Below are 13,767 nucleotides of genomic sequence, written 5' to 3' on the forward strand. Positions count from 1 at the left end.
GACGCCGACCTCGGCGATGTCCTCGTCGTCTCGGCCGGGCGGCCTTGGCGGCCGGCGCGTCCGGGAGTGCGAGCGCCCGAGGTGCGGCGGACGGCTGCCGGGCTGCGGGTGCGGTGCACGGTGGGGCCGCTGCGGGTGGGGGTGGAGCTGGAGTTCACGAAGGAGGGGGTGCTGCGGGCCGAGGTCGGCTGGCGGAATGCCACGGGGCGGGCGCTGGCGGACCTGGCGGTCGGCCTCGCGCTGCCGCTGCCGGGCGGCGCGAGCGCCGACGGGGTGACGCTGCCGCAGGTGCTGTATCGCGGGAATCCTTCGGCGGATCCGGCCCGTACGGTGCCGCGGCTGGGGGCGGGACCGGAGGGCGGCGGCCTGGTCGTCGAGGAGCACCGGCTTCCGGTGCCGTGCGCGCACGCGGAGTGGCAGGTACAGCGGGTCGAGGCGCGTTTCCTCACCCTGTTCGCCCTCGACCCCGGCGACGGCTCCCTCGGCGCCATCTCCCGCGACGGCGGCGTGCGGCTGCTGGCCCTGTCCGGCCCGGTGATGTTCAACGGCGCCCCGGACGTGGCGTACACCCACAAGGCCACCACCGCCCCGCACCCCCACGGCTACCGCACCCTCGCCCCGGGCGCGGCCCTCACCACCCGCCACGCCCTGCACTGGGGCCGCCCGAGCCGCCCCGGCCACGGCTTCCGGGACCTGGTGCGCCAGGGCCTCCGGCTGTACGAGCCGACCGGGGCGCGCCCGCTGTCCCTGGACCGGATGATCGAGCTGAAGACGGCGGCGCTGGACCGCCGTTGGCGCGAGGCGGACGGCGGGGTGGCGGGGTACGTGAAGTTCCCCGGGCCCGGCCATGTGCCCGGCTTCATGTACGGCTGGACCGGCCAGTGCCTGAAGCTGGCGTGGTGCGATGCCACGCTGGGCCTGGAGCGCGCGGAGGCGTGGCGGGTGGAGCGCTGCCGCCGCGCGGTGGACTTCTACCTCAAGGGCAGTCCGGCGCCCGCCCGCGGCCTGCGGCTGAGCTTCTACGGCACGGAGGACGGCCGCTGGTCGGGCTTCGAACGCGACGGCCGGCCCTTCGTCTCGTCACGGGCGTACGGCGATGCGCTGGGCGACCTCGCCGACATCTGCGAGCTGCTGGCCGACCACGGGTCCGACGTGCCCGAGCACTGGACGCAGGCGCTGGAGTCGGGCCTGGACGCCATCCTGGCGGACCTGCCGCAGGACGGCCCGGTCCCGCTCGGCTGGGACCTCGCCGACGGCGCCCCACTCGCCGGCCCCGCGGGCGCGGCCGGGCTCAGCTGCGTACTGGCGCTGCTCAAGGCCCAGCGGGTGGTGCCATCGGACCGCCGCCTCGCCGCCGCGATCCGCCTGCTGGACCACTACCACCGCACACACGCCGACGACTTCGCCGTCCCCTTCGCGTACGCCACGCTGGACGCCGCGTGCGAGGACAAGGAGGGCGGGATGGCCTTCTTCCAGTGCGCGTACGAGCTGCTGCGCCTGACCGGCGAGGCCCGCTACCGCGACTGGGCGGCGGCGACCGCCGACTGGCTGCTCACGTGGGTCTACCAGTGGAACCCGCCGTACCCGCCCGGATCCGCCCTCGCCGACCGCGGCTTCTCGGCCGTCGGCTGGCCGGGCGTGAGCATCCAGAACCACCACGTCGACGTCTTCTTCCCGGCCCACGAGCTGTCGCACTTCGCCGAGCTCTCCGACCGCCCGGAGTACGCCGACCTGGCGCACCTGATCATCCATGCCATGGGCCAGGCCATCTCCACCCACCCAGGCGACTGGGACTTCACGGACCAGGGCGAACAGCCCGAGGGCATCTTCCCCACCAACTGGCAGCACCGCGGCGCCACGAACACCTGGAACCCGTCCTGGGTCACCGCCCAGGTCCTGTCCCAGACCCTCCGCCTCCGGCTGCCGTCATCGTTGCCCGCCCGTACGGCACAAGCCGCACCGGACCCGTCAGCCCGTACTCCTGCCGCTTCGCGGCCCCGAAGACCGACGGGCGCGTGATCCGCAGCCGGTTGAGCAGGGTCGTCGACACCTCGATCTCGATCGTATTGCGGCCGCGCCGCAGCCGGGTGCCCAGGTCGGCGACGCGGGTGAGCTGGTCGACCGGGGGCAGCTCGCGGCCGTTGACCGTGATGCGGAAGGTGTCGAAGACGGCGCCCAGTTCGAGCAGCGCGCCCTGCTGCCCGGTCCACTCGCCGCCGAGCGCCACCGTCGTGCGGTAGCGGCCCACCCCCGAGACGTCCTCCAGCCCGGGGATCCGCGTCCACGGCAGGAGGGCGTCCAAGGCGAGCTCGTGGTGCTCGTGCGCCGTCTCCGTGGCGCCGTCCCCGGGCCGCCAGTCGTCGACCGTCAGCGTCCAGGAGGTCAGCGGCACCGGGGCCGGAACCGCGCCGATGGTGGTGGCCACTTCGTGGCCGTCGTCGAAGGTGGTGGTGTACGTCCCGGCCGCCGCGGCGCGCACCTCCAGCGTGCCGCCGTCGCGCACCCGGATCTCGTCGGCCTCGGTGGCCGTGGCATGCCTGCGGGGCGGGCCTGAGGCAGGGCGCGCCAGCACGAACACGGTGACCGCGCCGGGCTGGAGGTCCACCGTGAGGCGGATGCGGCCGTCCTCGGTGCGGGTGTACACCGCGACCGGTGCCGTCGCGCCCGTCCAGGGGTCGAGGCGGTACGGGACCGCGCCCCGCACGTGTGTCGCGAGGGTGACGTCGTGGGTGATGCGGGTGCCGGTCGAGCCCTTCTTGCTCACCGCGTCGTTGGCGAAGAAGTAGTAGTCGGCGTCGGCGTCCGCCCGGTGGGTGTGCAGCAGCATGGACGACTGGGCGTACTCGACGTCGCGGCGCAGCCCCAGGGCGGCGATGGCCTCGGGCACGTTGGGCCGGTCGGCGACCGTGTGGACCGTCGGCAGCGTCCGCAGCTCGGCGAGGAGCGCGCGCAGCTTCTCGTTGTCGCCGGGTCCGGCGAGGCCGGGGACCCGGGCGTGTGACCAGTCGCCGATGAGGATGACCGGCAGTCCGGCTCGCGCGTACGAGATCAGCTTCTCGGCGACGCCGGGCTGCAGGGTGCGCTCCCTGCCGATGAAGATGTCGCCGTCGACGACCAGCGCCTTGAGGGCCGGTCCGCCGGGCGCCAGCCGCCCGTCTCGTACCACCGCCGACGGCAGGTCGAGCAGGCGCGGGCTGAGGAACGTGTGCGTCCACCCTACGGGCACGCCTTCGGCGGTGAACCACGGGGCGCCGAGGCCGGTGCTGCCGTAGCCGCGCTGCCGCAGCACGCCGATGTCGACCTTGTTGACGCCCGTCTGCAACACCTGCTGGACGCGCCCGAGGAAGTCGGCGATGGCCCGGGTGTGGCGCCACGACGGCTGCCGCGGCCCCCACGCCTCGCCGTATCCGGCCGCGCCCTGGTACGGGGAGAACGCTGCGAACCCCGGCCACTGGGCGCCCGGCGCGTCGGCGTACGCGAAGCCGTGGAAGACGGCCTGATTGACGCCGGCCGCGTACTGGGTCACGAGCTTCTTCAGGGTGGCCGCCCAGGTGGTGGCGTACGCGCCGCCCGCGGTGGCGCCCGCCTCGTTGGAGAGTACGGTCCTGCGGCCCATGTCGCGGCCGCCGGCCAGGCAGCGGAAGTCGTCGATGTTGTCGAAGCCGAGCGACTCGCCCTCCGTTTCGTCGAGGATGGCCGACTTGTAGATCGCGTCGGTCTCCAGGCCGTACGGCTGCAGTCGCAGCTTCAGGCCCAGGGAGTGCGCCCACTTCTGCAGCGGGAGCAGGTGGTGTTCGGCGTAGAGATCGGTGGCGACCTCCATGACATCGCTGCGGACCGCCTTGTCCAGGGTCGGCTCGAAGCTGAAGACGTAGTCCTCGTCCTGCTCGACGACCGCGGCCAGATACGGCAGCAGGGAGTAGCCCCTGCGGCGCTCGAACTCGGCGGGCAGTGCCGGGGTCCACAGCGTGGCCTCGGTCTCCATCTCGATGGAGTCCTCGAAGAGCGATCCGCCGGTGGCGCGCAGCAGCGAGCGGATCGGGGGAGTGAGGATGTGCTGCTCCCAGAAGTCGGTGACCGCGCGGGTGCCCGCGTCGCTGAAGTGGTCCACGACGTAGGACAGGGGTGTGGTGTGGTCGCGGCCTTCCGGGCGCTGGCCGGAGCCGCGCTCCCAGTAGGCGATGACCAGCCAGGTGCCGCCGTCGTCGGGCGCGGTCCAGGTGAGCCGGCTGCCGTCCAGATGCTCGCGTAGATCGGTGACGCTTCCAGCGTCCAGGTGCACCGGCTCGGCCGTGGCCTCGCTGCCCGCGGATATCCGGGCCGCCTGCACGAGGATCAGCCGCCGGCCGGTGACACCCGGCTCCGCCTCGGTGACGGGGGCCGGCACCGGGCCCTCGTACGTCGCGCCGGCCGCCACCGTGGCCGTCCCGTGGGCGAGTTCCTTCGCCGCGGCCGGGCTGTCCGGCGTGATCGAGGGAACGGCGGCCGGCCATGCCGGGCCGACGGTCACATCGACGACGACGCCGCACTTCTGCGCCTCACGCAGGGCGGCCTCCAACGCCGCCCGCCAGGCCGCGGTGCCCCAGCCGTAGCGGATGGTGTCCAGTTGCTGGTCCATGCTGTGGGTGACCGCGGCGATCTCGACCCCGCCGAACCCGGCGTCGGCGATCGCACGGATCTCCCGGCCGAGCTGGCCGGCGTCGACCTTCGCGTCGGGCCACCACCAGCGGAACTTCGGGCGCACGGCGGGCGCAATGGCACCGACAGCACCGTCCCGCGCGGCGGCCGGCCAGGGCAGCGCGGTCGCCGCCCCCGCGAGGGCGCTGACTTTCAGCAGGGTCCGGCGTCGCAGTTTCATCCTTGCCGTGCCGGATGTGGGCGGTGGACGCCTGCTGGGCGGTAGCCGAGGTTTTCGGAGAGGCCGAGGTGGTCGGCCAGGTACCAGGCGATCGCCAGCCACATTTCCGTGCCTTGGAGGCCTGGTTCGGCATTCCGGGTGCCGGCGAAGGAGAGGCCGGCGCCGTCTTGCCAGGAGGCGAGGAGGCGGTCCAGTTGGGTGCGGGCCCAGGTCTGGGTCGCTTCGAGGCGGTGGGTGGTCTGGCGGGCGGCCAGCCACAAAGGGTGGATTACGTCCAGGACGTTGCAGGCGTTGCCCCTCGTGGGGGCGAAGAAGGCTGGGTCCGCGGCGTGGGTCAGTACCGTGTCCACTACCCGGTCCGGGTACGGGATCGGGAGGCCGAATTGGGCGAAGGTGCCGCGGGTTGCCCGGTAGAAGCCGTTGACCGGCTGCAGCCAGCGGTCCTTCGGCGTCGGGCGGCCCCACATGCCGTGCCAGGGATCGGCCCGCGTGAGGAGCCAGCCGAAGAGGGTGTCGGCCGCGGGGGCGCGTAGGCCGTGGTCTTCGATGTTGCGCAGTACTGCCGTGCCAATGCCGTCCACCCAGTGGCCCGCGCGCCATGCCTCGCGCTCCCAGGGGAGGGCGGTCAGGCGGGTCGTGAGGTGCTCCGGTGACAGCTCGTGGACGGCCCGTATCGGATGGGCGAAGGCTGAGTCGAGGAGCTTCAGTGCGTAGCCGACGGACAGGATGTGGTACATCGCCGTCTCGTCGTCCAGCGTCGGGGGTCCCGCTCCGTACTCGGGTACCAGGCCGGTGGCCGGGTCCTGCAGTCCGCGCAGGTGCGTGCCGAGGTCGTCCGCCGGGACCTGCGGCGGCGCGCTGCGCAGCAGCAGGTGGGACACCTCCACCGCGTCGCACTGCGCCCGTACGGTCGGCTCGGTGCCGGGCCGGTCCGTGAAGAGCGGCCGGCCGTCGGGCCCGTCGACCAGGCTGCGGGCGAGGATGTCGGGAGCCTGGGACCGGGCACGGTCGGCGAACTGCGTCAGGCGCTCGGCGAGTTCGGCGTCGGCACGGTCCTCCGCGGGCGCGCCCGCCCCGGAACGCGCGGCCGCACGGCTCCCGCCGCCGGCCACCTCCCGCCGGTCCCGCACCCTCCGCGCCGGATTCCCCGCCGCCACCGACCACTCCGGCAGATCCCGCGTCACCACCGCCCCCGCGCCGATCACGCTGTGCGCGCCGATGCTCACCCCGTCCAGCACCACCACATGCGACCCGATCCACACGTCATCACCGATTTCGATGCCCTTCGACGTCAACGGCTGCTTGTACACCGGCCGTTCCGCCGCCATCGAATGATTGAAGCCCAGCACCGAGCTGTGCGCCCCGATGCGCACCCCATCGCCCATGCGGACCTGTCCGCGCACGACCGCGTACGGATTCACCGTGCAGTCGCGCCCCGTCGTCACCTCGCCGGTGACGTAGGCGTGCGCGGCGATGTACGACTTTCTGCCCAGCCGGAGGGAGTCCACGAAGACCCCGGCCCACTCGGAGACGTACGTCTCCTCCGCCAGCTCGACCTCCCCCTCGCTGCCCTCCTGGAGCCGGCGTCGCCGCGCAGCCTGCCGCGCCCGCTCCTCCTCCGTCGCGGAGCCGAAGTACAGCCAGGGGCAGTAGTCGTAACGCCCCGGCACCGCCACGCCGTCAGCGGACATGCGCCGGCCTTCCGTCGTGGTGCAGCCCGGCCACGTTCTCGACCAGGTCAGGACCCGTCAGCTCCCCGAAGCTGCAGTCCTGCAGCCGCAGGTCGCGGACCGGGGAGTGCGGATAGCCGCGTACCAGCAGGGCCCGGCGGGCGCGGGCCACCGTGACGTTACGGATGCCGATGTCGGACACCCGCGGCGGGTAGCGCCCCGTGTCGCCCTCGCCGCGGTAGAAGTCGAGGTTCACGAAGTCCTTGATCAGGCTCGTGACCGTGATGTCGTCCAACTGGATGTTCTCGGCGAAGCCGCCGCGGACCGAGTTGGTCTTGATGTACAGGCCGAAGTACAGGCCCGGGCCGCCGATGCGGCAGCGGCGCGCGAAGACATTCCGGATGCCGCCCGTCATGTCGCTGCCCAGCGTGATCGCGCCGTAGCGGTGCCGCATCTCGCAGTCCTCGATGAGGATGTTCTCGCTGGGGATCGCCACCCTGCGGCCGTCCGCCTCCCGGCCCGACTTGATCGCGATGCAGTCGTCGCCGGCGTTGAACCTGCAGCGGCGGATGACGACATCCCGGCACGACTCCGGATCGCAGCCGTCGTTGTTCGGGCCGGTGCTGTCCACCGTCACATCCTGCACCAGCACCCGCTCGCACCGCACCGGATGCATGATCCACATGGGGGAGCGGATGAAGGTCACGCCCTCGACCAGGACGTCCCGGCAGTCGTACGTCTCCAGGAAGTTGGGGCGGAAGTGCCGGCCCTCCGCGTACACCCGGGCGGCCACCGGCTCACCGCGCTCGGCCTGCCGCCACAGCTCCGGCCAGTCGTCCTCCTGCTGCGGAATGCCGGGCCGCCACCCGAACTCCTCCTGCCCGGACCACGGCCACCAGTGCACCTCACCCGCCCGGCCGTCGAGCACCCCGTCGCCGGTGACGGCGATGTTCTCCTCGCCGCGGGCGTAGATCAGCGGCGCGTAGCCGTAACACTCCACGCCCTGGAAGCGGGTGAGCACCGGCGGCAGATAGGCCGCCGGATCCCGGCTGAAGGCGAGGATGGCGCCCGCCTCCAGGTGCAGGTCGACGCCCGAGCGCAGCCGTACGGCACCGGTGGCATACCGGCCCGCGGGGATGGTGACATGGCCGCCGCCCGCGGCATGGCAGGCCTCGATCGCGTCGCGGATGGCGCCCGTACAGTCCGTGCGGCCGTCGCCTCGGGCGCCGTAACGGGTGACCGGGAACTCCCGGTCCGGGAACTCCGGCCGCCGCACCCGCGCGGCGATGGCGTCGGCCTGCTCGCGGGCCCGGTCGGCGGCGGTTCTGGTGGTCGTACTCGTGCTCGTACGGGGCGTGGTCACGAAGCCCCACCGCCGCCATTGACCTCGGTGCCGTTGACCGTGACATCGCGCAGCTCGAACCCCGTCACGTTCTCCTGCAGATAGCCCTCCGTGATCCCGTCGAAGACGCAGTCGCGCAGCGTCACGTCATGGATCGGATTCGCGTCGTTCCCGAGGAGATTCCAGGCCAGCGGTCCCGAAGCCGCCGTCAGCCGCCGCACCGAGATATCGCCGACGTCCGGGTAGTACGCCCCCACGTCCACGTTCTCGTAATTCAGCGCGATCTCCAGCACCGCATCCGCGACCGTGCCCACCGTAATGTCGCGGAAGGCGATCCCCGTCATGTAACCACCCCGCAGCGGATTGGACTTCAGCCGCAGCGCCCGGTCCAGCTGCGGGCTGTCCATGACGCAGTCGCGGGCGAGGATGTCGCGGACGCCGCCGCTCATTTCGCTGCCGATGGTGACGCCGCCGTGCCCGTCCTGCATCTCGCAGCCCTCGACGAGGGCGTGATGACAGGGGACGTTCACGCGGCGGCCGTCGGCGTCGCGGCCCGACTTGAAGGCGATGCAGTCGTCTCCGGTGTTGAAGGTGCAGTCCTTGATGTGTACGTACGCGCAGGACTCCGGGTTGCAGCCGTCGTTGTTCGGGCCGTTGGGGCTTTCCACGGTGACGTCGCGGACTGTGACGTTGCGGCACAGCACCGGGTGGATGTTCCACATCGGGGAATCCTTGACCGTCACCCCCTCGATCAGGACGTCGCGGCAGTCGTAGAACTGGATCATGTTGGGGCGGAGGTGATGGCCGTCGCCGAAGACCCGCTGCTCGACCGGCACGCCCTGGTCGGCCCACGCGATCAGCTGCTTCTTCGCGTACGAGTCGGGGGAGGGGCCGCCGTTCTCCCCCTTCGACCAGTCCCACCAGTGCGTGTCGTCCGCCCGGCCGTCGAGGACGCCGCGGCCGGTGAGGGCGATGTTGCGGCGGCCGTGGGCGTAGACGAGGGGGGAGTAGTTGTAGCACTCCATGCCCTCGTAGCGGGTGTAGACGGCGGGGAGGTAGGCCGCGGGGTCGCGGCTGAAGCGGAGCGTCGCGCCGTCCGCCAGGTGCAGGTCGATGCGGTCGCGGAGGTGGATGGCGCCGGTGAGGTACGTGCCCGGGGGGACGACCACGCGGCCGCCGCCGGCCGCGGCGCAGGCGGCGATGGCGTCGCGGATGGCGGTGGTGCAGTCGGTGGTGCCGTCGCCGACGGCGCCGTGGTCGGTGATCGGCACCTGGCGGCGCGGGAAGCGCGGCGGGCGTACGCCCGCGAGGATGGTGGCCGCCAGCGCGTCGGCGGTGTCGGGGGCGCGCCTCGGTGTGGCGGCGGAGGCCTGCCCTGCGCCGAAGGCCATGGCGGCCGTGGCGCCGGTGCCGAGGACGAAGGCGCGTCTCCCTGGATGCGGGGGCGGGGTCTCGCGCCCGTTGGCGGATGGACTGCTCACGATGACCACTCCTGCTCGGGTATGTGCAGCGGGTAGGTGCGGAGCTGGAATTCGAGGTGAGCTCCAGTGGAATGCCACCAACGCTAAGTTGCCGCAATGAGCCCGTCAACCATCGCGCTTACCTGCACTATGTATCAACTTTGCTGGCATGCCAGCCTGTTGACGCCACACGTGACCGCCTCTAGCGTCGAGGACGGTTCACCGGTGTCAGCGGCCACTTCGTGGCAACCGGCAGACAGGAGACCTGAGATGACACCCGCAAACCCCGCCGCACCGACCCACCTCCGCACCGGCTACCTGACCAACCCCCTCGGCATCGACGCCCCCCACCCCGACCTCTCCTGGCGCCCCGCCGCCGGCCCGCAGCGCGCGTACCGCATCCAAGTCGCCACCACCCCCGCCCAGCTGACCACCGGCACCCCCGACCTCTGGGACACCGGCCGAGTCACGGCTGAGTACGGCGCACCGATCCCGTACGACGGCACCCCCCTCCGCTCCGCCCAGCAAGCCCACTGGCGCGTCCAGGTCTGGGACGACCGCGACCGACCCTCACCCTGGAGCGACACCGCCACCTGGGAGACCGGCCTCCTGCACCCCACCGACTGGATTCCCGCCCGCTGGATCACCGCCCCGGACTGGGCCCCGCCGAGCACCACCGCACACGACCCCGACCGCCCCCACCCGCTCCTCGCCGCCGACTTCCGCCTCGACAAGCCGGTCCGCAGCGCCCGCCTGTACGCCACCGCCCTCGGCCTGTACGTCCCCACCGTCAACGGCCACCCGGCCGGCACCGCCGAGCTGGAACCCGGCTGCACCGCCTACGACAAGCGCCTCCTCTACGCCACGTACGACGTCACCAGCCTCCTCATCCCAGGCGCGAACGCCGTCGGCTTCCGCCTCGCCGGCGGCATCGCCCACGTGCCGGACGTGCCGGGCCGTTACCAGAAGCTGCACGTCAGCTACGGTCTCCCGAAGCTGCTCGCGCTCCTGCGCATCGAGGCGGACGACGGCACGGTCACGACCGTCGGCACCGACGACACGTGGCATACCGCGCCGGGCCCGATCACGCTCTCCGACTGGTTCGGCGGCGAGGAATACGATGCCCGCCGCGAGCTCCCCGGCTGGGACACCCCGGTCGCCGACCGGACCGACGCCGCTGGCTGGCGCCCGGCCGTCCCCGTGTCCGCGCCCGCCGCCGCGCTCACCGCCCGCGCCCACCCCCCGGTGGAGATCACCGAAACCCTCGACCCGGTCTCCATCACCGAGCCCGAACCCGGCACGTACGTCCTCGACTTCGGCGTCAACATCGCCGGCCGCCCCGAGCTGCAGGTCACCGGCCCACCCGGCACCACCGTCACCCTGCGCCCCGCCGAGCTGCTCCACGACGACGGCACCGTCAACCAGCGCTTCACCGGTCGCCCTTGCTACGACGCGTACACCCTGAAAGGCGGCGAGCCCGAAGTCTGGCAGCCGGTCACCGGCTACCACGGCTTCCGCTACCTCCAGCTCGAAGGCCTCCCGCACCCGGCCACCCGCACCACCGCCCGCGCCCACGTCCTCCGCGCCGCCAACACCCCCGCCGGCGGCTTCACCAGCTCCGACGACCTGCTCAACGGCATCCACCGGATCACCGAACGGGCCGTCCAGTCCAACATGCTCAGCATCCTCACCGACTGCCCGCACCGCGAAAAGCTCGGCTGGCTGGAGGAGGCCCACCTGGTCTTCCCGGCCGTCGCGAACAACTACGACGTCGCCGCGTACTACCGCAAAATCGTCCGCGACATGGCCGACACCCAGACCGCCACCGGCCTGGTGCCGGACATCGCCCCCGAGTACAAGGTCTTCGAGGACAAGTTCCGCGACGACCCCAACTGGGGCGGCGCCATCGTCCTCGCCCCCTGGCAGCTCTACCGCCGCTACGGCGACCTCACCACCCTGCGCGCGTACTACCCGAACATGCGCCGCTACCTCGACCACCTCGCCACCCGCGCCGACGCCGACGACCTCCTCTCCCACGGCCTCGGCGACTGGATGTCCTTCGACAACTCCACCCCGAAGGCCGTCACCGCCACCTTCGGCTACCACCGCGCCGCCACCGCCCTCGCCCGGATCGCGACGGTGCTCGGCGAGGACGCCGACGCGATGGGGTACGAGGCGGACGCCAAGGGATACGAGGCCGACGCCAAGGACTATGCGGCCCTCGCCACCCGCATCGGCCGCGCCTTCCACGCCGCCTTCTACGACCCGCAGCGCCAGACCTACGCCACCGGCAGCCAGGCCGCCGACGCCCTCGCCCTCGACCTGGGTGTCGTCCCCGCCGCCGAGCGGGACGCGGTCACCGCGCACCTCGTGGCGGCCGTACGGGAGGCCGGCGACCACGTCACCGTAGGCGAGATCGCGCTGCCCTCGCTGCTGCGCGCGCTGTCCGCGCAGGGGCGTGACGACGTGGTGTGGGACCTCGTCAGCCGTACGGACAGCCCGAGCTACGGCTATCAGCTGGCGCACGGCGCGACCGCCCTCACCGAACGCTGGGACGGCCCCACCCGCGGCTCCTCGCAGAACCACTTCATGCTCGGCGCGATCGAGGAATGGTTCCTCGCCTCGCTCGCCGGCATCCGGCAGGCGCCCGACTCGGTGGCGTACTCCCGCCTCCTCATCCGGCCGACCCCCGTCGGCGACCTCACCCACGCCGAGGCCTGGTACGACACCCCGCGCGGCCGCGTGCGCAGCGCCTGGCGGCGGCCGTCCGACGGCGGCTTCATCCTCGACGTGACCGTGCCGCCGGGCGCCCCCGCCCGGATCGAGCTGCCGCTGCCCGACGGCGGACGGGCGTGTTACGAAGCGGAGCCCGGCGACGGCCGGTTCGAGGTGCCGGCGTGAACAGACAGGAACTTATGCGTACAGAACCCGTCACCTACGAACCCACCTGGCACTCCCTCCGCCACCACCACCGCATCCCCCGCTGGTTCCAAGACGCCAAGCTCGGCATCTGGGCCCACTGGGGCCCGCAGTCCGTCGCTCGCGCCGGCGACTGGTACGCGCGCCACCTCTACGGCCCCTTCGCCGGCACCGAGGGTTTCGAGCAGAAGCGCTCCCGCCGCCAGACCGCCCTCCATCGCGAGCGATACGGGCACCCCTCCGAATTCGGCCACAAGGACCTCTGCCGCCATTGGCGCGCCGAGAAGTTCGACCCCGACGAACTGATGGATCGCTTCCGGCGCACCGGCGCGCGCTACTTCGTCTCCATGGCCGCCCACTGCGACAACTTCGACCTCTGGGACTCCAGGCACCAGCCCTGGAACTCCGTCAACGTCGGCCCCCGCTCCGACATCGTCGCCCGCTGGGCGGACGCCGCCCGCGGCGCAGGGCTGCGGTTCGGCATCAGCATGCACGCCGGCTCCTGGACCTGGCGCTGGCTGGACGCCGCCCACGCCGCCGACGCCGACGGGCCGTACGCCGGCGTCCCGTACGACGGCCGCCTCACCGCCGCCGACGGCCGCGGCACCTGGTGGGACGGCCTCGACCCGCGCGCGCTCTACGGCCCGCCACGCACCTCCGGCGACCCGGTCCCGCCGGACTTCATCGACAACTTCTACGCCCGCCTCCGCGACATCACCGAGCGCAGCGCACCCGAGCTGGTCTACCTCGACGACGGCCGCATGCCCTTCGACACCGGCAGCGTCTGCCCGGCGACCCCGCCGAGCGACGCGGGCCTGGCCTACCTCGCCGACTACTACGCGGCCGTGCCCGAGGGCGTGGTGAGCATCAAGACGGTGCCCGACGCCGACCGCCAGGCCGTGCTGCTGGACGTCGAGCGGGGCCAGCTCGGCGGCATCTCCGCCGACCCGTGGCAGTACGACACGAGCATCGGCGACTGGTACTACCGCGACGGCGAGCGCTACAAGACCGCGGACGAGATCATCCACCTGCTCGTCGACACCGTCAGTAAGAACGGCTGCCTGCTCCTCAACGTCCCCCAGCTCCCGGACGGCACCATCGACGACCCGACCGCGGCCGTCCTCGACGACCTCGCCGCGTGGACGGACGCCTGCGGCGAGGGCATCTTCGGCACCCGGCCGTGGCGCGTGTACGGGGAGGGCCCGAGCGGGGTCGAGGGCGAAAAGGCGCGCGAGAAGGCCATCGCGTACACGCCGGAGGACGTCCGCTTCACCTGCGGCGAAGGAGCTGTGTACGCCCATCTCATGTCCTGGCCGCCCACCGCAGCCGGCACCACCGCCATCCGCAGCCTGGGCACCGATGCCGGCCTGCTCGACCGCACCCCCCACCGCGTGGACCTCCTCAGCCACACCACCCCCTTACGCTTCACCCAGCGCCCCGACGCGCTGCACGTGGAACTGCCGGCGACCCCGCCGACCGAGCATGTCCAGGTGCTCCGGATCGAGTGAGGCGGCTCAG

Annotated in this window: 6 protein-coding genes; 2 read left to right on the forward strand and 4 right to left on the reverse strand. The window is 72.5% G+C overall.

The window, feature by feature from the left end:
- Positions 1–1,882 precede the first annotated feature (1,882 nt).
- From ACNNMR_RS36770 to ACNNMR_RS36785, 4 genes are read right to left on the reverse strand one after another with little or no spacing between them, the layout of a single operon-like run.
- Positions 1,883–4,858, reverse strand: a complete 2,976-nt coding sequence (locus ACNNMR_RS36770) for a glycosyl hydrolase (protein WP_419999034.1) — start codon at positions 4,856–4,858, stop codon at positions 1,883–1,885.
- On the reverse strand, positions 4,855–6,549 hold the full coding sequence (locus ACNNMR_RS36775; RefSeq protein ID WP_419999035.1) for an acyltransferase: 1,695 nt from the start codon (positions 6,547–6,549) through the stop codon (positions 4,855–4,857). The genes ACNNMR_RS36770 and ACNNMR_RS36775 overlap by 4 nt, the downstream gene beginning before the upstream one ends.
- Entirely contained in the window at positions 6,539–7,891 is a 1,353-nt protein-coding gene (locus tag ACNNMR_RS36780; protein ID WP_419999036.1) for a glycoside hydrolase family 28 protein, read from the reverse strand. Before ACNNMR_RS36780 ends, ACNNMR_RS36775 begins: the two co-directional genes overlap by 11 nt.
- Complete coding sequence (locus ACNNMR_RS36785) at positions 7,888–9,351, reverse strand: glycoside hydrolase family 28 protein (RefSeq protein ID WP_419999037.1); 1,464 nt, start codon at positions 9,349–9,351, stop codon at positions 7,888–7,890. Before ACNNMR_RS36785 ends, ACNNMR_RS36780 begins: the two co-directional genes overlap by 4 nt.
- A 249-nt stretch (positions 9,352–9,600) precedes the next feature.
- On the opposite strand from ACNNMR_RS36785, the gene ACNNMR_RS36790 reads away from it, so the two are divergent.
- Positions 9,601–12,231: a family 78 glycoside hydrolase catalytic domain gene (locus ACNNMR_RS36790; protein WP_419999038.1), complete on the forward strand. Its 2,631-nt coding sequence runs from the start codon at positions 9,601–9,603 to the stop codon at positions 12,229–12,231.
- Positions 12,232–12,245: 14 nt separating this feature from the next.
- Positions 12,246–13,757, forward strand: a complete 1,512-nt coding sequence (locus ACNNMR_RS36795) for an alpha-L-fucosidase (protein ID WP_419999039.1) — start codon at positions 12,246–12,248, stop codon at positions 13,755–13,757.
- Positions 13,758–13,767: the final 10 nt, after the last annotated feature.

It is taken from the genome of Streptomyces boninensis, assembly GCF_048572725.1.
GTDB classification, from domain to species: Bacteria; Actinomycetota; Actinomycetes; order Streptomycetales; family Streptomycetaceae; genus Streptomyces; species Streptomyces boninensis.